Below are 26,097 nucleotides of genomic sequence, written 5' to 3'. Positions count from 1 at the left end.
CACTTACAACGCCTATCTATATTAACACATCTTATTAGCTTTTGCAAGATTTATTCTTTTAAGAAATGGTGCCCAGGGCCGGAATCGAACCGGCACGGATTTTAAGGTCCGCAGGATTTTAAGTCCTGTGCGTCTACCAGTTTCGCCACCTGGGCAACACATTAATGGAGGTTCCAACCGGACTCGAACCGATGATAACAGAGTTGCAGTCTGTTGCCTTACCAACTTGGCCATGGAACCATTAACTTGTTGTTCTTGTTTTTGTCAGTCGGTGTCATCACCAGACTGCTCATTTATTATATGTTAAACAGAAAATAATTTCAAGTATTTTTTATAAAAAAATTACCATTTTCTTATATATAAGAAAAAACACACTAAAAAAGATTCATTTTATCAATAATTTTTATATTTATATTTTTAAAAAAACTGCTGATTTTTAATCAACAGTTTTAACTATTTTGCTTTCACTTTCGTCCAGCGAGAATTATACATCTCTTTTACAGCATTATCCTGATAAGCAAATACTTCATCATTCGGGCCAGTGCGCAGTCCATAAGCACTAATATCTTTAAACTCCTCTTTTTCAGCCTGAGCCGCTGCATTAACATTTGCAGTTAAATATCCTACTTCGACAGTATTCTTATAAGATACTTTATCACTTATCATATAATTAATAAATTCATTTGCAAGTTTTGTTTGCTTGCACTCTTTCGAAATAACAAATCCATCAAACCAGACATTAGTCCCTTCTTTCGGCATATAGTAACCCATATTAGGATTTTCCGACATTACTGCTGCTGCATCACCAGAATACATTATCGCCATCGCCTTAACACCACTGATCATTGTATCAATTGACTCATCACCTACATAAACCGGATTCATTTCTTCACGTTGCTCTAACAGCCACTGATAAGCTTCATTTATTTCACGTTCTTTTGTAGTATTCATTGAATATCCTAAAGCTTTGAGAGCAACCATAAAACTATCACGCTCTGAATCATACATATAAATTTGATTTTTGTATTTTGTGTTCCGTAAGATACTCCATCCTGCTTCTAAATCTTTTTCATCTACAACAGTTTTATCATATAAAATACCTACATTACCACAAAAATACGGTACCCAATAATTATTACTCAAATCGAATGACTGTCCTAAAATTCCTTCATTAATATTATCCAAATTAGGAATTAATGATTTATCAACAGGCTGTAATAAATCCTCTTTGATCATTCGTTCAATCATATATTCTGAAGGAACTAGTACATCATAACTATTTCCGCTCATATATTTAGTGTACATAATTTCATTTGAATCAAACGTTTCATAAATAATCCGACAATCGAACTTATCTTCAAAATCACTAATAACTGTTTTATCAATATACTCTCCCCAATTATACACTCGTAACGTTTTACGACTGACACCAGTAGAAATTGACCACACTACAGATAAAACTAGACAAACAGCAATAACTATCTTAGCAGTTTTACTGCTTAATAGTTTATTTGTCGCTTTTGGAAAGAATTTCGGCACTAATGTTCCAATTGCCACAAAAAGTAATACAACAACTAATATAATAGTCGCAAGTGCATAAATACTAGGATTAGTTCGCTTTGACATATTGTAAATAACGATCGAAATATTTTCAATTCCATTCCCGCTAACAAAATAAGAAATAATAAAATCATCAAATGACATAGTAAAAGCCAATAAAGCCCCTGAAATTATTCCCGGTTTGATCTGAGGGATAATTACTTTTGTAAGAGCCTGAAATGGAGTTGCCCCCAAATCCATCGCAGCATCGGCTAAATTAACATCTAACTGTCGTACCTTTGGTAAAACATTTGTAATTACAAATGGAGTACAAAAAGCTACATGAGCTAATAACATAGTTAAATAGCCCTTTTCTACTTTAATAAACGAAAACAACAACATCAAGGATATCCCGGTAACTATATCAGGGTTCATTATTGGTAAATTATTTACTTGTAAAACTAACTTACGTAATAATAGTTTTGACTTTGATACTCCAATTGCTGTGATCGTTCCCAAAACTGTTGAAATAACGGTTGAAAGGATTGCGATACTAACTGACACAACAATAGCATCGATCATTTGTTGATTTACAAATAACTCTTGATACCAGCGTAATGAAAAACCACTCCAGCTTGAAAGTGATTTAGAATCATTGAACGAAAAAATTGCCATAATCACAAGCGGTAAATACAAGAACGCTAAAGCAAAACCAATCCATAAACTACTATTAAAATTAAACTTAAAGTTTTTTAGTTTTTTCACGTTTAGCCTCCTCTTGATACCCCGCGTATTTTTCAACCCGGTTAATAAGTCCCATGAGGACAATAACTAAAACAGCTAAAATCAAAGAAACAGCACTACCAAAATGCCAATCCCCTACATTAATAAATTGCTGTTCAATAAAATTACCAATTAGAGAGTACTGTCCACCCCCTAACAATTTTGGAATTACAAATGAGGAAATAGCTGGTAAAAATACCATTGTAATTCCTGTTAATACTCCACCTAATGACAATCTAAAAGTAATTTTCCAAAAAGTAGTAATCGGATTCGCTCCTAGATCATTGCTTGCCTCAACTAAAGATTTATCCATTTTAGTTAAAGCGGTATGAATAGGTAAAATCATAAATGGTAAGAAATCATAAACCATTCCTAAAACAACGGCAAAGTCCGTATATAAAAAGCTAACTTCACCAAATCCTAGAAATTGGACAAAATTACTGATGATTCCCTTACTACTCAATATATTGATCCACGCATATGTTCGCATCAACATATTGATCCAAGTTGGAAACGTAATCAATAAAATAAGAAGTGTCTGCGTTTTTTCTTTACACCTTGAAATTGCATAAGCCACTGGATATCCAATTGCCAAGCATAAAACCGTTGTAATTGCACCTAAAACAAACGATTTGACTAATACTGAAACAAAAATTGGATCAAAAAATTTAGAAAAATTTTCTAATGTAAAATTAAATGTAGTAATCGTATTTCCTTTTTGAACAAAGGCATAGATCATAATTAAAAGCATTGGTACAACTGTCAAAACAAACAGCCAAAAACAATATGGGCCAACCAACTTACGAAACTGTTTCATTAATAGCTACCCATTTTATCCATAACATGAATATCTTCAGGCCAAAAATCCAAATTAACTTTTTTCCCTACTTCACTAATATCTGTTGTGTGTACCATATAATCACGATCTTTTGTCTCTACAATAATCTCGTAATGAACGCCTTTAAAAACAATAGAAGTTACAACCCCTTCTATTTTTCCTTTACCAACTTCAACAATATCTAAATCTTCTGGTCGCAAAACAATATCAACATCTTGACCATCATCAAAACCTTTATCAACACATTCAAATTGCTTTCCATCAAATTCAACTAAGTAATCTTTTACAAAAATCCCTTCAATAATATTTGATTCTCCTATAAATTGAGCTACAAAACGATTTTCAGGTTCATTATAAATATCGATTGGTGTTCCAATTTGTTGAATTTGTCCCTCATTCATAACTACGATCGTATCTGACATCGTTAGAGCTTCCTCTTGATCATGAGTAACATAAACAAAAGTAATTCCTACTTCCTGCTGAATATTTTTTAATTCTATTTGCATCGTTTTACGCATTTTTAAATCCAAGGCTCCCAAAGGTTCATCCAATAACAACACTTTAGGCTCATTTACTAAAGCTCGTGCAATCGCTACTCGCTGCTGCTGTCCACCTGATAACTGATTTATATTTCTTTGTCCAAAGCCAGCTAACCCAACTAAATCAAGCATCCGATTAACTTTATGCTTAATTGTTTCTTTGTCCATTTTTTTTATTTTTAAACCAAAAGCAATATTATCAAAAACATCCATATGAGGAAATAACGCATATTTCTGAAAAACTGTATTTAGTTCTCTTTTATACGGCGGTAACCCACTAATATCTTGACCATCAAATAAAACAGTTCCACCATTAGCTTCTTCAAAACCACCCATAATTCTTAAAGTTGTAGTCTTACCGCAACCACTTGGTCCAAGTAAAGTTACAAATTCTTTTTCATTAATTTCTAAATGAATACCTTTTAAAACAACTTGACCATTATATTCTTTTGTTAGATTGTCTAATTCAATTAATTTTGTCATAATGTCTCCTTTAAAATAATGGTGGTGTTGAAACCCAAATAACCTTAGCCTTAGTTTCCCCAGGATTAAATAAATAATGCGATACTAATCCCTTCAAATAGAAAGTTTCTCCTTTTTTCAACACAAATTCATTATCACCATAAATCAACTTAACCCGTCCTTGAACAACATACCCAAATTCCTGTCCTTCATGAGGAGCAATTATCATTGACTGTTTATCTTTTTCTAATTCAATTAAAATTGGTTCCATATCATTTTTTTGAGCGTTAGGAATAATATATGAAATTTTATAATCATCTTGAATATTTTCAAAAAAATCATCTTGTTTAAAAACTAGTTGTTCCGCTTCTTTTTCACTAAAGAACTCTTGCAGATTAGTTCCCAAAGCTTCTAAAATATCTTCTAAAGTAGCAACCGAAGGTGATGTCAAATCCCGTTCTAATTGCGATAGAAAGCCTTTTGTTAATTCACTGCGATTGGCTAGTTCTTCTAAAGTTAAACCATTAGCTTGCCGTAATCTTTTTACCTTACTCCCGATATCCATAAGACACCTCCATCATTTATTCTTTTCAACAGTCTAATTATAACGAATCTTGTCAATAAAGCAACTATCATTTAACAATTTGTTTAATATATTATACTTAATAGCAAAAAAATAATAGGCCTAGACCTATTATTTCTCTAATTTTTCCCGTCGTAACGAAGATTTAATAAATAAATCTTTTAGTAATCGTTCGTCATTATCTTTTAAAGCCACTTTAATTAAGTCTAGTTGTTCTTCAAATGCTTCAATTGAAGCCAACAAATAATCACTATTTCGTAAAAATAACTCTGACCATAAATTTTCATTAATATTTGCAATTCGAGTTAAATCACGGTATGAATCTCCTATGTACTTACCAGTTTCATATTTTTCATTATCACTATTAATCAAAGACACTGCAATTGCATGTGGCAACTGTGATGTAAATGAAATAATTTCATCATGAGCTTGTGGCGACATGATTTTAACACTCTTAAAACCTAAAGTTCCAACAAAACGTTCCATAAAACTAATGCATTCTTTTTGATTAACCGGATGTTCAATCAGTATATAATTAGCATTTTTAAAAACTTCTTTACTAGCGTACCCATATCCTTTTTTCTCTCGTCCAGCCATTGGATGTCCACTAACAAATTCAACTTCAGGATCAATAATTGTCATTGCTTCTTCTAAGAAATAAGATTTAATCCCTACCGCATCAGTAATGATACTTCCTTTTTTAAATTTATTCTCTTTAATAAATTTTAAAACCAATGAAGGATATAAACATATAATAGTTAAGTCAGATTGTGCAATAATTTCTTTTCCATCTGTAAATCCCTCAATTATAGTTCCTTCATTTTTCGCCATTTGTAAAGTCTTTTCATCGATATCAATCCCATAAACTTCATGACTTTGACCTTTTAAGGCTTTAACAAAACTGCCTCCAACTACTCCGAGACCTACTACTGTAATAATCATAAAGACCTCCTCGATTATTTAATTATCTGGTCTTACCTTATATGTAATATTATTCTCAGTAAAAGTAAGCTCCATAAAATTATAATATTTCTTACACTTTAAACTAAAAATACTGCAATCAATGACGTTGCCCCTAAAAGCAATGCCATAAAACAATAACGAATAAACAAAGCGCTTAGTGGCGGTTTCTCTTCCTTATTGATAAAATAGAATGTTAAAACTACTAACAAACTAGTCAATACCCCATGCCCTAAAATAAAGGAAGTTTTAGCATCATAGTATTTCATTAATAAAGGAATGAAAGCTAAACTTACAGCCAAAAAATCTAAAACTATATAAATCACTGTTCGTAAATTTATCTTTATCCACCGAAAACTAAAATTTTCTTTAAATTCAGTCATCTTAGATTTTTTAGTTTTTTCTTTATGATAAAAATCAAATTCCTTTTTTTGTCTTTCAACCTTACGATCAAATCTTGCCACTTTTATTCCTCCATTAACTACTTTCTTTTTTCTTCTAACATCTTAATTTTATAATCTAACAGTTTTTTTGTTAAATCAACATAGTAATCATGAGGGTATTCTAAGCGGAACACTTCATCCCACAAACGTGCTTTTTGTTGATTAGAATATTCACGAATTTCTTCTACAGTATATTCGGGGTATACCCGTTTACCATTAATAAAGACTGGTACTTGTAACTCTTCTACACTGTATGTATTAGCAGCTATTGTCTTAAATTTCCAAATATTCGATTGATGATATATTGTTAAATCGTGACTACTGGAAATCTCTTCATCATGAAAAGCAATTACATCACCAATTGCTTTTCCTGTTTCATTTTCGAATAAGCGATATACTTTTTTATATCCTGGATTCGTTATTTTTTCCGTATTTTCAGAAATTTTGATTTTAGGAATAATTTTTCCATTTTTTTCCAGAGCCACTAACTTATATACACCACCAAAAACTGGCGCACTCCGTGAAACAATAAGGTTTTCACCCACCCCAAATGAATCCAGCTGGGCTCCTTGATCCAATAAAGAACGAATCAAATATTCATCTAATGAATTTGATGCTGTTATCTTAGCATCAACTAATCCCGCAACATCAAGCATCACTCGCGCTCGCTTTGATAAATAAGCAATGTCACCACTGTCTAAGCGGATGCCTTTTAATTTTTTACCTAACGGCGCTAAAACTTCATTTGCTACTTTTATAGCATTAGGCACACCACTTTTTAATGTATCATATGTATCAACTAATAATACACAATCATCCGGATATGTAAGAGCATACGCTTTAAAAGCTTCAAATTCACTTTCAAATGATTGAACAAATGAATGAGCCATTGTTCCTACTACAGGAATATTAAACATCATCCCCGCAGAAACTGTAGCTGTCCCGGCAACTCCACCAATATAAGCAGCTCGAGCTCCATATGTAGCACTATCATAGCCTTGAGCTCGCCTTGCCCCAAATTCTAAAACCGGTCGTCCTTTTGCTTCTCGAACAATGCGGTTAGCTTTTGTAGCAATCAATGATTGATGGTTTACAGTTACCAATAATAAAGTTTCAATTAATTGTGCTTCTATAAATTTTGCACGAATTGTAATTAAAGGTTCATTAGGGAAAACCGGTGTACCTTCTTTAACCGCATATATTGACCCCGTAAAATGAAAATCTCGTAAATAATCAAAAAATTCTTCATCAAACTTATTTAGTGAGCGGAGATATTTAATATCTCCCTCACTAAAATGTAGGTGTTCGATACATTCAATCAACTGCTGAAGACCAGCAAATATTGAGAATCCACCATTATCTGGATTTTTACGATAATACATATCAAAATACACATATTCATCTTTATTGCCTTGTTTAAAATAATTATAAGACATTGTTAATTCATATAGATCCATTACCAATGTTAAATTACGTTTACTTCCTGCATGTAAATCCATCTATTGTTCTCCTTGTATATATTTATCATTATAATAAACTTTTTTCTTATAAAAATCTAGTTATTTTAGAAATATAGTTCATAAGACTGTCTTGGTTGTGGTTGCGGCTGTGGTAACGGCTGTGGCTTCATTGGTGGCATTTTTTCAAATAGTACTGGAACTAATAATTGTTGCCCAGGATAGATCATCATTTTATCATCTAGGCTATTCATATTTTTAATATAGTCAACTCGTGTATTAAATCGTCGTGCAATTGCATAAACGTTATCACCACGATTTACAGTATATAGAAAGATATCACCTACCTTTGGTGCAACTGTTGGCATTGGTCGCCGATCAAACAAATTATCCATGTAATCTTCGTACATGTACATCCCTCCTACCATAACCTATTCAAATAAAAAAATAATAAATAGGCAAAAAAACAGACTTCATAAAAAAGTCCGTTATCTTGCTAATTTATTTAATGCATCTTTAGCTGCCTGTTGCTCTGCTCTTTTCTTCGAAGAACCTACTCCAACCCCTAATACCATCTCATCCATTTTAACAGCCATTTCGAATACTGGATTATTTGACGGTCCTGATGATGAGATTAGATCATAAGTTACCGTCTTTCTCTGATCAGCCTGAATCAATTCCTGCAATTTTGTTTTAAAATCTGTAATTTCATCGTAATTAACATCCTCAACATGCTTATAGATCGTAATATCCAGCATTTTTTCAACATATTCTGGTCCACAGTCATGACATATCGCACCCATAAAAGCTTCAAAAATATCGGCTAAAACACTATCACGATCACGCCCACCATTATTCAACTCACCTGCTCCTAAATAAATAAGCGGGCCTAGATCAAGTTCTCTAGCAAAACGTGCTAATGATTCTTCACGAACAAGTTTTGCTCTAAGTTTGGTTAGACGGCCTTCTGGCAATTCCGGGTATAAATCAAAGATATGCCGAGAAACATGATACTGTAAAACCGCATCACCTAAAAACTCCAACCGTTCATAATCATGATTTTTCATTTTATTTTCATTTGCATATGAAGGATGCGTAAAAGCTTCCTTAAATATTTCTATATTCTGATAAGGTATTTCCATTTTTTGTAAAAATTGTTCTAATTCCACGTTAATTCAATCCTTCTTTCATTTTTTCCACAACGTCACTAGAAACCATTTCAAAAGCTAAGTTAATTGCATTTTCAAAAGCAATTGCATCACTTGAACCATGGGCTTTAATAACCGGTTTAACAAAACCCATCATTAAAGCACCACCTGCTGCCTTAGTATCAAATTTAGTCAATAACTGTTTTAAAGCCGGCTTAGCAAGAACCGCTCCTGCCTTGGTTCTAGTTGATGACATAAAACCATCTTTTAAACTTTTAACCAGCACTTTTGCAACACCTTCAATTGTCTTTAATGCTACATTACCTGTAAAGCCATCCGTTACGACAACATCAACTTCACCATCCAAAATCTCTTTACCTTCAATATTACCAACAAAATTAATTTCTTGCATATCTTCTAACAATTTATATGTTTCTTGATGAATCTCATCACCTTTATGATGTTCACTTCCAATATTTAATAAAGCAATTTTAGGGTTGGTAATTTTTAAAACATTTTTAGCATAAGCGTTACCCATGATTGCAAATGATTTCAACTGTTCAGCTGTATTTTCTGAATTTGCCCCAACGTCAAGCATTGCTACTTTATTATCACTGTAAGTAGGCATCATTGCCATCAAACAAGATTTTTCAACACCTTCAATACGTTTTAAAAATAACATTGCACTTGCATAATAGGCACCAGTATTTCCACAAGATAAGACTGCATCAACTTCGCCCTTACGAGCCAGCATCATTGTTTTAACCATACTTGATTCCTTTTTACGACGAATGGCTAAAATATTTTCTGTCATTTCCAGAACTTCTCGCGCATCGATCAAAGTCACTTGATCATATGGTTTTAATGCTTCTAATTCCTCAATCTTTCCCACAACATATAATTCATCTGTTTTATTTTTCTCTAAAAATGATAGACATGCTTCCACAACTATTCTGCTTCCTAAATCACCACTCATGGCATCAATTCCTAATTTCATCTACTTCACCTCATATTAGTCATAATTATAACATAAATTAATCAATATATTTATTATTGTTGATTAATTGTTCTTCGATTTCTTTTATTAATTTTAAATATATTAAATCATTAGATTTGCTTTCAAGCAGTTCTAATGCATCCTTTCTAGAAATTTCTAAAATATTGGCATCTTCGAAAATATTTCCAACACTAAACACCGGTAATCCACTTTGTTGATTTCCAAGTATATCCCCCGGTCCGCGCAATTTTAAATCATAGTAAGAAACTTCAAAACCATCATGACAATTTCTTAAAAATTCTAAACGTTCCAATGCCTCTTGACTTGAAGAATTACTTAATAAAAAACAATATCCCTGCTGATCACTACGACCAACACGACCACGCAGCTGATGAATCTGACTCAATCCAAATCGCTCAGCATTGTAAATAACAATCCAATTTGCATTACTTACATCTACCCCAACCTCAATTACAGTTGTTGAAACTAAGATTTGAATCTCATTAGCTTTAAATGCTGCCATGATCTGATCCTTTGTTTCATCGTCCATTTTACCATGAAGCAGACCAATTTGATACTGTTCTTTAAAATAGGCCTTCATCCCATTATATATTCCCGTAGCATCCCTGCTATCGATAGCTTCACTTTCTTCAACCAGAGGGCAGACAACATAACATTGTCCTCCACTTGCTAAATACTCTTTCAAACGGTTTAAAATAGGTTTCATACTATGTGTCTTAAAAACTTCTGTAATTACTGGTTTTCTTCCACTTGGCATCGTTTTAATAGTTGATACATCCATATCCCCATATATACTTATGGCCAGTGTTCGAGGAATCGGAGTTGCTGACATAACCATAAAATCTACTTGTTTACCTTTTTCTTTTAGTGCTTTACGTTGATTTACTCCAAAACGATGTTGTTCATCTGTAATAACTAAACCAAGTTTTTGATAAATTACTTTTTCTTGAAATAACGCATGTGTTCCAACCACAATATCAATAGTCCCGTTTTCTAAATCATTATAGATTCTTTGTTTTTCTTTATTTGATAAATGTCCTGTTAACAAAGCAATATTGATATCTATTTTTTTAAATAATTTGATTAATGAACGATAATGCTGAGTAGCTAATATTTCTGTTGGCGCCATCATTGCTCCTTGATATCCAGCTAAATAATTTGCATATAAACCAATTGCTCCAACCACTGTTTTACCACTTCCAACGTCTCCTTGAACAAAGCGATACATCATTGTTTCTTTTTGTAAATCATTAATTACTTCCAACGCTGCTTGTTCTTGATCAAAAGTCAATTCAAAAGGCAATTGGGCAATAAACTCATCTAGAGTTTGGCGATTAAATTGCTTTTTTATTCCCAAATTATCTTTCCTAGATAATTTAATGTATTGCATAGTTAATTGAAAACGTAAAAATTCCTCATATTTTAGATAACGTAACGCCTCTTTTACATCACCATTATTACTAGGAAAATGAATTAAATTCAATGCTAATTCTTTATGGATTAAATGATGTTTAATTAATAAATTAGTAGGAACCTCGTCTTGAATATGACCATGATAAAAATTTAATGCCTTTTTTACATAACCTTGAAAAGATTTTTGAGTAATTCCTTCTTTTAATGAGTATATTGGTGTAATCCCACTGATTTCATCAAGTGGTTTTAATCGTAAATCACTAGCAGTGATACTTTTTGTTTTACTATTATATTTACCAATAATGGTCAAAGGCATTTCTTTAGTCATATTTTTTTTCAAAAAATGACGATTAAATAAAGTTACTTTATAAACCTCCTGCTTATATAATATTTGAAAAGATAATCTAGATAAGCGCCCCTTATAAAATATTTTAGGCTCATCAATTAAAACACCTTCAATAATAACTTTTTCGTTATCTATTAAAGGTGTTTCTTCAATCGATTCATAACGATAAGGGAAATGTAAAACAAGATCGCGAACTGAATAGATATTCATATTATTTAATAATTCAATACGATTTGTATTTATTTTTAATTGTTGTAACGGTATTTGTTTAGTCATATTATCACCACGAACATTGTATATTATTTAAACAAAAATATCTACTATTATACAAAAAGCATTAATAAAACAACTAAGACTCCAATCCCAATTAAAATTGATAAAGAATTGGCTACAGCAGCTACTTCTCCTTCATATTTACACTGTCTTGTAAAGACTGCAGATACTGTACTGATCGGTGCAGCTAAAGCAATAATTAAAATCTTTTTAGCAAGCAGCGGCAATGGTAATAAGAAGAAGCACAAAGCCATTAATAACATATTTCCTAAAAGACGGTATGATAAAATAGAGATTAAATCCTTGAAGTCATCATGTGAAATTTTAATTTCTAATAACAGTCCAATCATCAGCATTGCTAAAAAACCATTTCCAGCGCCAATAAAATCAGTGATTGATAAAATTGGAGCTGGTATTTTTATTTTAAATAATGCTAAAAAGAAAATAACAATATATACATCAAAAGGAATTGATGAAAATAATTTTTTTATTACATTGCTTACGGATAACTTCTGTTCACTACTAACAACACTTGAAGCAATCGCAAAGGTTCCCCCTAATCCCATTAACGCATTTCCAACATCAAACATACATAAATAAGCTACACCCATTCCTGGGAAAAAAGCTTGAACAAACGGTAAAACAAAATTACCAATATTGTAGCCCGAACAATTGATCATATACGCTGCTCTTGTTGGTGCCGATTTCCCGTTACTAACAAAATACCCAATTGCAACCATTAAAACGTTTAAAATAATCCCCATTAAAATTAAAACAATCATAGCACCATTGATCGTAATTCCATTAGCATTAGAAAAAAGTGCACATGGCAATGTAACATTCATAATAATTGTTGCCAAAGTATAACCGTCTTCCTTTTTTAATATTCTAAATTGTTTTAATAAAAAACCGATAACTATTACAATTACAAAACCTAAAGCCTTTATTAACACATCAAACATATTTATTCCCCTTTTTATATGATAAGACAATCATAACTACTTTTTAAACTTTTTTTATTCTTTTTTCAAAATATAAAAAAATAAGTTATTCAATCGAATAACTTATTTATTGATCATTTCAATTGCTTGTTCTAAAACAGCTTGCCCATCCATTTTAGAAAAGTTAACACCATCAATTGAAGCAACCGGAATAGAACTATTAACGATACCTTTAACCTTTTCAAGATCTCCAGCATTTTGAGGAGCAACTAAAATACAATCAGCATCAGCCCAAGATAAGTCGATTGCGCTTTCAGCAACTGCCCAAATCATCACATCTATGTTCTTTTCTTTTGCATCTTTTTTCATTGCATTTACAAGCATACTAGTAGTTAAACCAGATGCACAGCATAGCAAAATTTTATACATAAATATACCTCCATAAACATTTATCATTTACATATGAAACGATTTTATCACAATGAAATTAAAATTACTACAATTTTCAGAATTTAAAAATAAATTTTGACATAAAACGATTCACTGTTTATTTTATGAAAAAATATAGTAAAATATCCCCTATTTTAGTTCAATTGATAAAATTCTTTCTAAATGTAAAGCTAAATAACCAATTTCTGATTGTGGAATCTCTTTTTTCATTACCTTTGATAAACGAATACAAATTTCTTTAGAACGTTCATATGCAAAAGGAAATCTTTCTTGGGTAAAATCACTAATATCCATTTGTAATTTTTCTTCAGTATTAAGACGTAATAATAAATATTTAATGTGATTCATCAGTCGAATATAAGAGATTGAATTACGATCAATTCCAATATTCAATTCTTTTCGTAATTTATCAATACTCTCATGAATTATTTCCATTGCCTGCATCGATTCGCCAACATGATCAGTACTAATGGCTGAATGAACATGTAATGTTATATAACCAACTTCATCTTCAGTTATTTCGAAACCAGTAATTGAATTGATTAATTGTTTACCTTTTAATGCCACCTTATATTCTTCTGGAAATAGTAATTCAATATCTTTGGTAAACGGATTAGACATATTAACATTTTCTTGGATTCTTTTAATTGCAAAATCAATATGATCGGCTAACGGCAATAAAATCTTTGTATCTACGTGATCAAATTGTTCTTGAGCAAATCTAATTATATCGGATGCGATTTCAATAAAAACGGGATCAACATTCCTGATAATCTCGTGTGGCAACCTTTTTTCCTGTTCTTTTGTTTCCATCTTATACTTTTTAACTCCATCACCTGGAATATAAATATCGTTTATCTTTTTACCAAAACCAATACCCTTACCTAAAAAAATAACTTCCTGATTATCTTTACTTGCTAAAATACTATTATTATTTAACACTTTTTCTATTCGATACATGATTATCCCTTCCCATCTTATCCGTTTTCCTTAAGCAGCAAAATCATTTTGTGTTTTACATGTTTATCACCATTATAAACTTACTATAATCTAACTTGATTTATATTACTCTTACCTAATTAAACCTTATTTAGCTTTTCTAAATATTCTTCTAATTTCATTTTTAGGTTTGATGCCTTAGACCAAAGACCAGCTGGATATTTAATTCCCGATAAATAATTCCTATAACACCTGATTTCTTTAGTATATTTTCATCTATCTTTGCAAGATCATTAACAAACCTATTATTTCAACTATCCAAATATTTAAAGTTATTCTTTCCACCCAGTCCTTTTACAATATAATAAAATTGCTGATTAAAACCATCTATAACTTTACTGGCTGTTAAAACATCAAAATTTTTCTCATCTTGCTGCAATAGCAACTTACCGTTATTACTACGTCCCAATGTTTTTAAGTTATATTTTAGAATTAAATATTTAAAACTACTATAATATAAAAGAAAATAAATAATCCCCACTGGAATTATTAGCAGCCAATTTGTTTTGGCGTTCCCCTGCAATATCCCGAATATAATTAAATCAAGTTAATCCTACTGTAATATTCAAAATATGTGCAGCAAGATAAGCACTTTCCGCCAAAATACTTGCATCCCAAATAACATTGGTGCCATAAAAATAAAAGAAAATTCAATCGATTCTGTGATTCCTGTTAATATACACATTAATGCCGCAGTCAGCAATATTCTACATACCAACTTTTTTATTGTGAATCGGCACATTGATATATCGCTAGAGCCACATCAGGTAGTCCAAATATCATAAATATAAACCCTCCTGAAAAATAGCGCGTAGCTGCTACACTAAAATAGAGTATGTTAGGATCAGCTAGTTGGGCAAAGAAAATATTCTGTCCACCTTGAACTAATAAACCATCAATAAGCATACTCCCGCCTACTGCAGTTTGCCAAAATGGTAGACAAAATACATGATGCAGTCCAAAGGGAACTAATAAACGCTTTATTACACCAAAAATAAAAGTCCCTAAATATCCAGTTTCATTTACCAAACTTCCCAGTGTATAAATAATACTTTAAATCTGCGGTCAAATCACATACATTATAATTCCCATAATAATAAAAATCGAAAGAATCGGTGTGAATTTTAATTTTTCAATACAGGATACACATTTAGAAAGCTTAGTTCGGTAAAAAAATGATTATGCAAGTACGCTACCGTCGTTCCAACAACTATTCCGCCAAAAATTTCCATTTCTAAAGTCGGAATTACGCATATTACCGTAATCGTACCCTTTAAAACATTATTACTATCGAATTATCAGCTAAGATTTGACCGTTAATTACCAATAACACATTAATTAATGCATACATTACAAAGAAAGCAATCACCGACGATAAAACCGTAACTGCTCTTTCTCTTTTTGCCATTCCCAAAGCCATTCCAGCTGCAAAAATAAAAGATAGATTATCAATGATTCCTAAACCCGCTTTTTTCATTATAACAAATAGAGCATTTATTATCGTCACCTCGCCTAAAATCTTCTACAAATTATATGAAGTGATCATTGTTTCATTTGCAAAAGCAATTGCTAATCCTAACACCGATCTCGTAACTGGTAGAACTGCTATTGATAACATAAAACTTCGTTCAATTCTTTGTAACAGCGCAAAAATTCGCTCTTTCATTCTTTCCTCCGAATCCAACGAAACCCACTTTCTCTATGGTATCATTGAAAGTGCCTTCGGTCAATAAATTGTATTGAATCAAAAACATTTTTTACATTCTAAAAACACACGAATCTAATCGTGTGTTTTTATCCTCACAGCATTAATTGTGTTTTTTTCTTTTACCTGCTAATGCTAATGCACCTCCTGTAAGACCTAATAAAACAGCATAGCCTATAGTTTCAATGCTATCTCCAGTTTTAGGACTAGTGCCTTCATTATCCGTTATTTTAATTTTAACAAGTGCATTCAATGCCTCATTTAATTTAGCAGCTGCTATGTCAACCATATCTTGCGTTGCATTTTTATCATCATATACAGCTCTACCGTTTTCTAAAGCAATTACTAGACCCTGATAAGAATCTTTAGTATACTCAGATTCTTTGATTAATTCTGCTTTTTTTATAGCTTCTAATAATAACTCTTTATTTATATTTACTTCAATATTTACATTAGGAATATCGAATCCTGTTTGTGATGTTGTATTAGTAGAAGTTAATGTATTTTGATATAGCAGATAGAAAGCGGAAGCACTCCAGCTAAAATTCTTAGTATGTAGCCCTTCTCCCGTTTCAGGGTTATAATTTTCATGGATTGGTCCTGTTCCTAACAAGCCTTTAGCATGATCAAATAATTTCGTTGTTGCCACTTTCGCTTCATCATAATAGCCGTAATTTTGTAAAGCTTCTACCGCATATAGAGCTTGATCTAGCCATACTGGTCCACGCCAATATTTTTCTGGTGCATATTTATTATTATCTTTTGAAGCTGTTGGGAAAGGTACAAATGTATCAAACTTATTAGCATCTGTCATACTTTCTACAACTCGTGCAGCTTTATCTTTAGTCGCTGCTTTAGCCCATAGTGGGATCCATCCTTCAGTTCCTTTACCCCGATTCACTAATAATTTCTTTTCTGAACCATCTTCATTTGTTTGAACATCATAATAGAATCCAGTTTCTTCATCGTACATTCTATCATTAATATATTCTTGAATATATTGTGCCTCTTGTGTATATTTTACTACATCATTTTGATACCCCAATTCTTCTGCCATTGATTTCAAGAAACCTTTTTCAGCATATAAATAAGCATTTAAATCCACTGATTCTTGATTAATAACATATCCAATTGGCGCATGTTGATTATTTCTTACTGTATAAATTTCAATGCCTTTATCATCTGCCCCGTTTCCTTCACGGTCAAAACGTGTTGCATTATCCATTCCACTTTCCCAAGCAGCCGCTTCAATTCCAGCTTCTGGGCATACAATACGTTCCCCATTATCATCTAAAATATAACCGTCTTCATTAACTGTACCAAACCCTTCAACATACTGACCAACTGTATATTCATAATTACGCCAATCATAACATGTTTCATGCACCATTCCACCATATTCAGCAATACCATTTTTATCAATATCACGATTTGTATACCACCAGTTATGATAAGCAGCTAATTTGGGATACATTTCTTTTAAAAACTCTTTATCACCAGTTTGACGATAAACATTTTCAACTGCCCATGCTGCTAAAGCTGGTTTAGAATTTCGTTCATTCCAGTTACCGCCATCACCACCGCGATCTTCATTTTGATTATAGAAAATACAGTCAATGATAGCTCCTGCATCTTGAGGGCGTACTGCATCATCACTTTTAATTTGATAATCAAATAAAGCACGAACATTATCTTTAGCTAATTCTTCATTAAAATATGTTGTAGCTACTACTTGTTTCCAAGAATCCCATGCCCACATACCGATGAACCATTTATATGACATTGATGGAACGATTCCATCATGTTTGATTGCTCCAGCAGCAGAAAACCAGTTAGTCATCAATGTTTCTATTGATTTTACTGCAGCCCGTTGATAATTAACATTAGCATCTACTCCATTTTCAAAAATAGTATCTACATATCCTTGCCAACGAGAATTATTTTTCTCGAAATATTTTTGAGGATTTTTTAATAAATTAGTTACTTTAGTTTTTTCTGAAACTCTTTCTTCATTTGTGAAAGTAAAACTTTGTGTTTGATAAGTATTATATTCGCTATCAGCTCCAATCGTTATTGATTCATTTTTGGTAATTGTATATGATAACCGATCATCACTTACCGTTGTTTTAATATCATCTTCACTTAATACTACATCAAATGAGTTTTCAGTTGTTGTCATATATTCCCAAGTGCCTCTTTTTTCAATGAAGTTAACTTTCACCCCATCTGCACTTTCACTCAAAGTAGTTCCCATACTTTTATTTTCACTAGTATACCAAGTAAATAAATGTCCATCCCAAGATAAATTTAATTTTAAATCATCATTAGTTTTATTAATTATTTTTGTTTCGATCAAAGCACTTCGGTTAGTACCAAAAATTAATTTTAATTTTAATGTTAACTCAGCCAAATCATAAGTTTGTTCAAGACGACCTGGATAATATACCTCATTAGTAGTCGCTTTAGTTAAATCAATTTTTTCATTTCCTTGTGCTGTTACTTTTTCTAAATTAATTTTATTAATTGAATCAGATAAATTAATTGGATATTCTTCTGCAATGATTACTGGTCCAGCAAATCCCCCATATAGATCTGTTGCTGTTTTTTGATGTAGATAGTAACCATGCCAAGCTCCCATATCTGAAAAGTTATTATATTCATTTGTACTATATGTCCCGTAGATTTTTTCTTTTGGATCGGCAGTTACATCTAAAACATTTCCAAAATCAGTAAGGGGTTTTGTATTCTCAGCTGCTCTTGTAATCGTTATTGTAGAGCCCAACATCATGCATGACAATCCTAAAATCAGTCCTTTTTTCATGATACCTCTTTTTTTCATTCTCATCGATTTTCTCCTCCATATAAAACTGTAAAAAGATGTATGCTATAGGATAAAGATGAACGCGCGCTTTTTCATCAAAAAAGGCATCAACATATACTAAAAAAATATATAAAGATAAAAAATATCTTAATATAAATCTAGTATAGTTGATGCCTGCATTACCAGTTACACACTATTTCAATTTTTACAAACTAAATACTATCATTGTAAACGGTTACTGTCAACCCTTTTAGTGAAAATTGTTTTTATCCCAAAACATTTCCTTGTTTTTAAAATAATCATCACCTCGACAAAATATACTGCGTCCAACTATTTTGCCAAAACATTTGGCACTCTTTTTAGCAACTTCAAAACTCATTGGTGCAAAATACTGTTCATCGATTCTTTCATCTGGGCAATAATCCAAGAGATTCCCCTCAAAATAAATATTGTCTTTAAAAATAGTAAGTAGATCATCGGGTTTATAATAATATCCCGGGGCACTGAATTTAAAACCGATTTGGCTTAACACATGGATAACAAATTCAACACATGTATATGATTGATATGTAGCAAATCCCTTTGTTACTGGGTAAGTAAGAACCGAAAAAAGGTTATATAAATATTCTTCATTACCATACAACTCCCCAATAATCTCATTAGCTAATTTATATTGTTCTAAACTAACCGGAATTTTTATAATTGCAACATCAACAAATGTTTCTTTTCTTAATGTATAGCGAGGAATTGTTTCAAGGACAATCCCGGCTAAAAATAATGAATTATGCTGTAGACGAGCAAATGAATATAACGCTTGAAGATTTTCATCTAATGCGATGGCACTATGATTATAGCGAATCCTTCCAACTTTTCTAATCATGTAACCAAATCTTGTTGGTGTTTTGGAAACCATTAAATATAAATTTTTTGTTTTATCCATCGTTAGATTCCCTTCAATATTTTTTATCTTAATATTATAACCATACCATATATTTTAAATATCGACAAATTTTGTTCAATTTTAGAAAAAATACAAGTCCCGTTAAGGACTTGTATTTAAAGTAATTCTTCTACTTCTTTATATTTACCATTAAGTGCTTGAGCTACCGGCTTACAAGTAAAATATCCTTTATAAGTATTTAATCCTTTCATAAATCCAGCGTCTTCTTTAAGCGCCTCTATACCTTTGTCGGCAAGTTTTAAAATATATGGTAAAGTTGCATTTGATAGAGCAATAGTTGAAGTTCTTGGTACTGCTCCAGGCATATTAGCCACTGAATAATGTAATACTCCATGTTTTATAAAAACAGGATCATCATGAGTAGTGATATGATCACAAGTTTCAATACACCCACCTTGGTCAATTGCAACATCGACAATCGCACTACCTTCTTTCATTGTTTTAACCATATCTTCGGTTACTAATTTAGGGGCTTTAGCTCCGGGAATTAATACCGCTCCAATTACTAGATCAGCTGTTTTTAGAGCTTGTCGCAAATTATATTCATTATTATAAATCGTATGAATAACCCCATTACTAATATCATCGATATATGCCATACGTTCTGCATTAATATCAAAAACTCTTACGCTAGCACCTAACCCACAAGCGATTTTAGCAGCATTTAAACCGACTTTTCCACCACCGATAACCACAACTTTAGCCGGCATTACTCCAGGTACGCCACCTAATAAAAGGCCACTGCCGCCATTTGCTTTTTGTAGCATGTTAGCCCCTATTTGGACTGCCATACGTCCAGCCACTTCACTCATTGGGGTTAAAAGTGGCAAATTATGATTTAATTCAACGGTTTCATAAGCAATTGCAGTTGTTTTTGAATCAATCAATGCTTGTGCAAACGGTTGATCATTTGCAATATGTAAATAAGTAAATATCATTTGATCTTCGCGTAAATATTTGTATTCACTTTCTAGATATTCTTTTACCTTAACGATCAAATCTGCTTTAGCAAAAACTTCATCACAACTACAGATTATTGCTCCGGCTTCTTTATATTCATCGTCATTAAAACCACTGCCAGTTCCTGCCATTGTTTCAACATATACTTGATGTCCGGCCTTGCATAAGGCAAATACTCCAGCCGGCGTCATTGATACTCTATTCTCGTTATTTTTTATTTCTTTAGGAATTCCAATAATCATATTCTAATACCTTCTTTCATTAAGCTTACTATTTTCAAAATAAGTTTAGTACTATTATATCGCATCTTTAGCTATTAAACAAAATTTTTTTAATCTCTATTATCTTTTTCTTTATGAACTTAGTAAAAAGAAATTAATCAATGATAATTTAGACTAGTATCGTCAATCTCTTAATAATTTTCTATAACTTCTTTATTTCCTTAGAAATAAAATCAATAAATTTTGTAACAGTTAAACTAAATGACTGATATTTTTTCCAGACAAATAATGAATGTGAATTTAAACTTGGATAGAGAGGTCTAAAGCATAGTTCGTCACTTGCCGCATCACAAATTGACCCTTCAACCACTACGGCATAACCTACATCATTTTTCACTAATATTGCCGCCGTAGTCGTTAAATCAGAAGTTGCACAAAATGATAGATTTTCATATCCTGTTCCGTACCAGTTGGAAAATATAGTCTGCGCTTCACTACGCGCTGAAGCAATTAAAGGTAAATCTATTAGATCTTTAGATGTTATATATTCTTTTTTTGCCAGTGAAGCATTCTTTTTCATTAATATTCCCCATTTTTCTTCAGCGTTAAAATGAATAAAATTTAATTTTTCAAGCTCAACCGGCTCTAAAACAACTCCAATATCAAGCAAGCCATTATCAATATTTTCTAAAATAAAATCACTATTTCCGTTTCTTATTCGAAAAGATACATGGGGATATATTTCTGAAAATTTTTTTATTAATTTTCCCATTGTCTGAGTAGCTTCTGTAACTCCACAGCCTATTGCTATTTCTCCACTGATATCATGACTTTGACTGCCAACTTCTAATTCCGCTTTTTCAGATAAAATAACAATTTCCTCGGCTCGTCTTTTCAAAACCATTCCCTCTTCAGTCAAGACCATCTTGCGTTTTCCACGAATAAAAAGGACGGCACCTAGTTCATCTTCTAACTGCATTAATTGCCTGCTTAAAGTAGGCTGAGTAATATGCAATAATTCTGCTGCACGAGTGATATTTCCTTCTCTTGCTACTGTCAAAAAATATTTCAATACTCTTATTTCCATTTTTTCACCTTCTTAATAGTCGTTTATAATTATGATAAAATAAAACCTAAATAATAATGAGGTAGTTAGCAAAAAACAATCAATATACCAATTTCAATCACTTATATCAATATTATATAGGTTTTCATTTATTTATACTATTAATTAAATAACTTTAAATTGACGCCATTTACCTTTTATAAATCTTATTACAAAACAAACTGAACGACATAACCAGTCAGACCCCATTGCAATCCATACACCAATAATTCCTAGATTAAAGATAATTCCAAATAACACGGCTGCACCTAGTCTAAATAAGATCATCGATACAATTCCAACAACCATTGAAAATTTAACATCACCAGCAGCCCGTAATCCATTTGGTAAAACAAAAGCAGTTGGATGTAATGCTGTTGCCATGATATTATGCATAATAACTAAAATAAAAGTTAAATTTCTTGCTTCACTTGATAAAGAATATAGATTCAAGATCCACGGCAATAACAATATAACAGCACTGCCAATGATTCCTGTGACAATATAGGATATTTTCATTAATTTTTTTATATAGTATTTTGCCTGCTCATAATCATTGGCTCCAATACATTGTCCTACAACAACTACAATACCCAAATTAATTGCATTTACAACAACAACTGCAATTTGATCAATACTTCCAGCAACGCTATTAGCAGCAATTTGACTTGTCCCAAATAAAGCAACAATACTCGTTACTAACACCCGACCAAGCGTAAATAATCCATTTTCAATTCCATTAGGTACTGCAATTTTTAAAATTCTACTAATCATTTCTTGATTCCATGCAAATACGTTTTTAATCTTTACATAAACTAAATTAGATGAGTTTAGTGATAATGCGAACATAATAATCGCTGCAACAATCCTTGATATCAATGTTGGTACAGCTACCCCTGCTACTCCAGCATGTAAAATAAATACCCCAATATAATTTCCAACAACATTAATAATATTCATTAAGATTGATACATACATCGTAGTTCTTGTTTTTTCCATTGATCTATATAATGCCGCTGCTGAATTATACACACCTAAAAATGGAAAAGAAATAGCTGAAATTAGAAAATACGTCGTTGCTGCTTTCATAACATCCATTTCAATCGCACCAAAAAATGTACTAAGGAGTATACGATGAAATACGAGACACCCCAGCATAATTACAGTAGCAATTACTATTGTAATCGTCAAAAGCTGACTAGATGCTTTGTTAGCATTCTTTCGATCTTTATTTCCAATATATTGTGAAACAATTATCGCTCCACCAGCATCAATAGCAGCTAGTACAGTAATGATTAAATTATTGAACATATCTACTAATCCAACACCTGAAATAGCCACCTCACCTGCATAAGATACCATTACAGTATCAGCTACTCCTACTGCCATGATTAAAATTTGTTCAATGATCAGTGGTAAAATTAGTTTTTTTAATGCCTTATTAGAAAACATTGTTTCTACCTCCCTTTTTCTTTACAAAAACATTGTATATTAGGAATATTATAATGTCTAATACCTATCATCTATCAGTATGATACCTTTAAAGCATTATAAATAGCAAAACTAGTAAATATTATCTTTGATACCTTTAATCTTCTTTATCCCATATTCAATAAAATAAACCATGCAATAACTGTTATCTTTTTATTAAAAAAACTAAATATAAATTTTTGTAATGATTTTTGACACTATCTGTATATTAATTTTTTCTTTATACTTTTTTAATGTCAAATAATTGACGTATTCATAGAAAAGTAAATATAAAAATAAGGAGAAAAGCAAATTATGAAGACAAAAAAATTTAAAGAAATATCAAATGAATGGATTGAGTTAAAAAAGCTATCAGTAAAATATCCGACAATTGCTAAATATAGAGTCGTTATTGACACACAGTTAGCCCATCAATTCAATGATTATACGATGGAACAGTTTAATGAAGATATTATCATTGCCTATTTTAATAAACTGTCTACTAAAGAAAACTATGCCAATAGTACCCTTCTAAGTATTCGATATGTATTAAGAGCCATTATTAATTATTCTCATCAAAAATATAAAACTAATAATTGTAGTTTTGAGCTAATTAAAATTGCCAAGAAACAAAGACAAATTAATACGTTGTCTAATTCTCAAAAAATCAATTTATCTAACTACTGCTTTAATAATTTTCAACCAATCTCTATAGCTGTTGCCATTTCTTTATATACCGGTCTTCGGATTGGTGAAATTTGTGCTTTAAAATGGGAAGATATTAATTTTGAAGACAACTATATTTATGTATATAAAACAGTTGAACGTTTAAAAAGCAAGGAGGACACCGGTAATAAAACTGCACTCATGATACTTAACCCTAAAACCAGTTCATCTAAAAGAATTGTTCCTATTCCATTATTTCTTAATGAATTCTTAGTTAATTATAAAAGTCGATATCAAATCGAAGATAATAATGTTTTTATCATTACCGGCAATAATAAAATACCTGATCCCAGAACAACTCAGTATCGTTTTAACAAATTATGTAAACAGTTTGATTTTAATACTAACTTCCATACTCTTCGCCATTCTTATGCTACTAATTGCGTTATGAACGAAGTGGATACTAAATCACTTAGTGAAATGCTTGGTCATTCAAATGTAGGAACCACGCTTAATCTTTATGTACATTCAAGTTTAGAATTTAAAAAGAAACAAATTAATAAAATTTCCAGACTATAATTTTTTATAAATAATTTTATTTTAAAACAGGTTAAAAATAAAATTTAATTACTTTATTTCAGCCTGTTTTTATTAAATTATTGGAAATAAGAAATTAGTTGTGGCTTCTTTATGGGAATCTTTTATGCATAAGAAATAAATTTTATGATCTAGCGTTTAATAGTAAGTGCCCTATTCTACACTCAATTCAAATACAAAAAAACTCTACGATAAAAATCGTAGAGCCAAACCAATTTATAATAATAAAAAAACTTAATTTATATACTAGTCCATAAAAACAGTCTTTATGTTACCACTCAAAATTTACAATTTAAGTAGAATATATCATTTTTTATAATTTCTGATTAATCCCTCTTATATCCATGATAGTGATCATTATCTATAATATTATAACTTATTTGAATTTCAAACATAACTTTTAAAAAGGCACTAAATGTAATCACTTGGTATCTTATCATTTAACTCACTTTTATTTACAAGATATTTATTATAAATTTATATATTAAAACAGTAATATTTCACATAATGTGTTTAAAACAATAAAGACACTCCAATATTTATCACATTCCTTACTAACTTATTTTAAAAACATTACTATTCATTCTAAAATCTAATTTTGCATGATATTTAATAATCACTTTGATTCTCAAGGATTATGCAAAGAATATATATGAATTATTGAATATTTATATACATATACTTCGGTTAATGACAAATTACCCCAATATCAAATTTTTTCTTATCTTTTACTCTTATTCACTTATTTATATTATAAAACGCTATATTTATGTAATGTCACCAAAAAGTTAGACATATTAAATTAAAACTGAATCTTGAAAAGGTCTGTAGTCTACATGCAAGCGAACTCAATCCTTTTCTTTTTGTATTAATTTTCTCATTATTATAATACTCGATATATTTAATAATTGCAGCTTTGAATTGTTCATGCAATTTTCTTTATGAGAATGTAATTACTTGATTTCTTTATCACTTAACCATTTTTGATAGGTTTTATGCTGACAATGTCATTCTTGATCTAAATGAAAGATTAATCCTTTTGAGATTAAATAATAATTGCAAACTAAGATGTTGAGTTTTTTATTAATACATCGCCTTATACTGGAAGTTAAAGCTACTAACCGATAATTTTTTCTGTTTCCAACTCTATTTATCAGTTCCATTTTTTTCGATGGATAAAGTCAGCTTATTATGTTCTAATCTTATTCTACTCGTCGAGTCAAAAATTCTTATGACATACACTCGATAGATTTTTTAGATATTCCCATCCTTATATTTTTAAATATATTCTAATTTAAATTTTTTACTATCCCATATAAAAAGTGACCTCCTTTTAGGGGTCACGGCTCTATACTAAAACTGGAGGGGAAATATATCCTGCTCCAGTTTTCTTATATTT

General features: G+C 31.2%; 24 protein-coding genes and 2 tRNA genes. 1 reads left to right on the top strand and 25 read right to left on the bottom strand.

The annotated features are described in order from the left end of the window. Positions 1-66 precede the first annotated feature (66 nt). The 24 genes from KSU54_RS15150 to KSU54_RS15035 all read right to left on the bottom strand — a co-directional run bounded on the left by KSU54_RS15150 (position 67) and on the right by KSU54_RS15035 (position 23,417). A tRNA-Leu gene (locus tag KSU54_RS15150) sits at positions 67-155 on the bottom strand. A 10-nt stretch (positions 156-165) separates the two neighbouring features. Next, positions 166-240, bottom strand: a tRNA-Cys gene (locus tag KSU54_RS15145). A gap of 213 nt (positions 241-453) precedes the next feature. Further along, entirely contained in the window at positions 454-2,304 is a 1,851-nt protein-coding gene (locus tag KSU54_RS15140) for an extracellular solute-binding protein (protein ID WP_117791911.1), read from the bottom strand. Next, entirely contained in the window at positions 2,282-3,139 is an 858-nt protein-coding gene (locus tag KSU54_RS15135; RefSeq protein ID WP_003536786.1) for an ABC transporter permease, read from the bottom strand. Before KSU54_RS15135 ends, KSU54_RS15140 begins: the two co-directional genes overlap by 23 nt. After that, entirely contained in the window at positions 3,139-4,182 is a 1,044-nt protein-coding gene (gene potA / locus KSU54_RS15130) for a spermidine/putrescine ABC transporter ATP-binding protein (protein ID WP_003536785.1), read from the bottom strand. Before potA ends, KSU54_RS15135 begins: the two co-directional genes overlap by 1 nt. 10 nt (positions 4,183-4,192) lie before the next feature. Then, a complete protein-coding gene (locus tag KSU54_RS15125) occupies positions 4,193-4,726 on the bottom strand; it encodes a helix-turn-helix domain-containing protein (RefSeq protein ID WP_003536784.1) in 534 nt (177 codons plus the stop codon). 129 nt (positions 4,727-4,855) lie between these two features. Then, complete coding sequence (locus KSU54_RS15120; RefSeq protein WP_009300167.1) at positions 4,856-5,686, bottom strand: prephenate dehydrogenase; 831 nt, start codon at positions 5,684-5,686, stop codon at positions 4,856-4,858. A 98-nt stretch (positions 5,687-5,784) separates the two neighbouring features. Then, the gene (locus KSU54_RS15115; protein ID WP_217746662.1) at positions 5,785-6,168 is read right to left on the bottom strand and encodes a hypothetical protein; all 384 of its coding nucleotides are present in this window, start codon (positions 6,166-6,168) and stop codon (positions 5,785-5,787) included. Between the two features lie 17 nt (positions 6,169-6,185). Further along, entirely contained in the window at positions 6,186-7,646 is a 1,461-nt protein-coding gene (locus KSU54_RS15110; protein WP_003536781.1) for a nicotinate phosphoribosyltransferase, read from the bottom strand. 65 nt (positions 7,647-7,711) lie between these two features. Further along, positions 7,712-8,014: a LysM peptidoglycan-binding domain-containing protein gene (locus KSU54_RS15105; RefSeq protein ID WP_008791500.1), complete on the bottom strand. Its 303-nt coding sequence runs from the start codon at positions 8,012-8,014 to the stop codon at positions 7,712-7,714. Positions 8,015-8,092: 78 nt separating this feature from the next. After that, complete coding sequence (gene rnc, locus KSU54_RS15100; RefSeq protein ID WP_003536778.1) at positions 8,093-8,773, bottom strand: ribonuclease III; 681 nt, start codon at positions 8,771-8,773, stop codon at positions 8,093-8,095. Between the two features lies 1 nt (position 8,774). After that, on the bottom strand, positions 8,775-9,749 hold the full coding sequence (gene plsX, locus KSU54_RS15095) for a phosphate acyltransferase PlsX (protein ID WP_003536769.1): 975 nt from the start codon (positions 9,747-9,749) through the stop codon (positions 8,775-8,777). Positions 9,750-9,786: 37 nt separating this feature from the next. Continuing rightward, complete coding sequence (gene recG, locus KSU54_RS15090; RefSeq protein ID WP_034558784.1) at positions 9,787-11,805, bottom strand: ATP-dependent DNA helicase RecG; 2,019 nt, start codon at positions 11,803-11,805, stop codon at positions 9,787-9,789. 47 nt (positions 11,806-11,852) lie between these two features. Further along, positions 11,853-12,764, bottom strand: coding sequence for an AEC family transporter (locus tag KSU54_RS15085; RefSeq protein WP_003536767.1), 912 nt, complete (start codon positions 12,762-12,764; stop codon positions 11,853-11,855). A 102-nt stretch (positions 12,765-12,866) separates the two neighbouring features. Then, a complete protein-coding gene (locus KSU54_RS15080; RefSeq protein WP_008791498.1) occupies positions 12,867-13,172 on the bottom strand; it encodes a PTS sugar transporter subunit IIB in 306 nt (101 codons plus the stop codon). A gap of 150 nt (positions 13,173-13,322) precedes the next feature. Continuing rightward, complete coding sequence (locus tag KSU54_RS15075; RefSeq protein WP_008791497.1) at positions 13,323-14,153, bottom strand: PRD domain-containing protein; 831 nt, start codon at positions 14,151-14,153, stop codon at positions 13,323-13,325. 762 nt (positions 14,154-14,915) lie between these two features. Next, positions 14,916-15,221 (bottom strand): PTS transporter subunit EIIC, encoded by a 306-nt coding sequence (locus tag KSU54_RS15070; protein WP_003536755.1) that lies wholly within the window; start codon positions 15,219-15,221, stop codon positions 14,916-14,918. A gap of 244 nt (positions 15,222-15,465) precedes the next feature. Further along, positions 15,466-15,699, bottom strand: coding sequence for a hypothetical protein (locus tag KSU54_RS15065; protein WP_226814546.1), 234 nt, complete (start codon positions 15,697-15,699; stop codon positions 15,466-15,468). A gap of 15 nt (positions 15,700-15,714) precedes the next feature. Further along, complete coding sequence (locus tag KSU54_RS15060) at positions 15,715-15,858, bottom strand: hypothetical protein (RefSeq protein ID WP_008791496.1); 144 nt, start codon at positions 15,856-15,858, stop codon at positions 15,715-15,717. A 142-nt stretch (positions 15,859-16,000) separates the two neighbouring features. Further along, entirely contained in the window at positions 16,001-18,742 is a 2,742-nt protein-coding gene (gene ygjK / locus KSU54_RS15055) for an alpha-glucosidase (protein WP_008791495.1), read from the bottom strand. Between the two features lie 226 nt (positions 18,743-18,968). Then, complete coding sequence (locus tag KSU54_RS15050) at positions 18,969-19,658, bottom strand: hypothetical protein (protein ID WP_003536750.1); 690 nt, start codon at positions 19,656-19,658, stop codon at positions 18,969-18,971. A 116-nt stretch (positions 19,659-19,774) separates the two neighbouring features. Beyond that, positions 19,775-20,881 (bottom strand): alanine dehydrogenase, encoded by a 1,107-nt coding sequence (gene ald / locus KSU54_RS15045; protein ID WP_003536749.1) that lies wholly within the window; start codon positions 20,879-20,881, stop codon positions 19,775-19,777. A 181-nt stretch (positions 20,882-21,062) separates the two neighbouring features. Then, positions 21,063-21,947 (bottom strand): LysR family transcriptional regulator, encoded by an 885-nt coding sequence (locus tag KSU54_RS15040; protein WP_117791912.1) that lies wholly within the window; start codon positions 21,945-21,947, stop codon positions 21,063-21,065. 144 nt (positions 21,948-22,091) lie between these two features. Beyond that, positions 22,092-23,417, bottom strand: a complete 1,326-nt coding sequence (locus KSU54_RS15035) for an MATE family efflux transporter (RefSeq protein WP_003536747.1) — start codon at positions 23,415-23,417, stop codon at positions 22,092-22,094. A 333-nt stretch (positions 23,418-23,750) separates the two neighbouring features. On the opposite strand from KSU54_RS15035, the gene KSU54_RS15030 reads away from it, so the two are divergent. Then, complete coding sequence (locus KSU54_RS15030) at positions 23,751-24,680, top strand: tyrosine-type recombinase/integrase (RefSeq protein WP_003536746.1); 930 nt, start codon at positions 23,751-23,753, stop codon at positions 24,678-24,680. Between the two features lie 795 nt (positions 24,681-25,475). Here KSU54_RS15030 and KSU54_RS19520 read toward each other — a convergent pair. Continuing rightward, on the bottom strand, positions 25,476-25,631 hold the full coding sequence (locus tag KSU54_RS19520; RefSeq protein ID WP_083824712.1) for an IS3 family transposase: 156 nt from the start codon (positions 25,629-25,631) through the stop codon (positions 25,476-25,478). Positions 25,632-26,097: the final 466 nt, after the last annotated feature.

Source organism: Erysipelatoclostridium sp. MSK.23.31, assembly GCF_019125875.1.
GTDB lineage: Bacteria > Bacillota_I > Bacilli_A > Erysipelotrichales > Coprobacillaceae > Thomasclavelia > Thomasclavelia ramosa.
The sequence above is the reverse complement of the archived record's forward strand: the minus strand, read 5'-3'. Positions and strand labels throughout refer to the sequence as shown.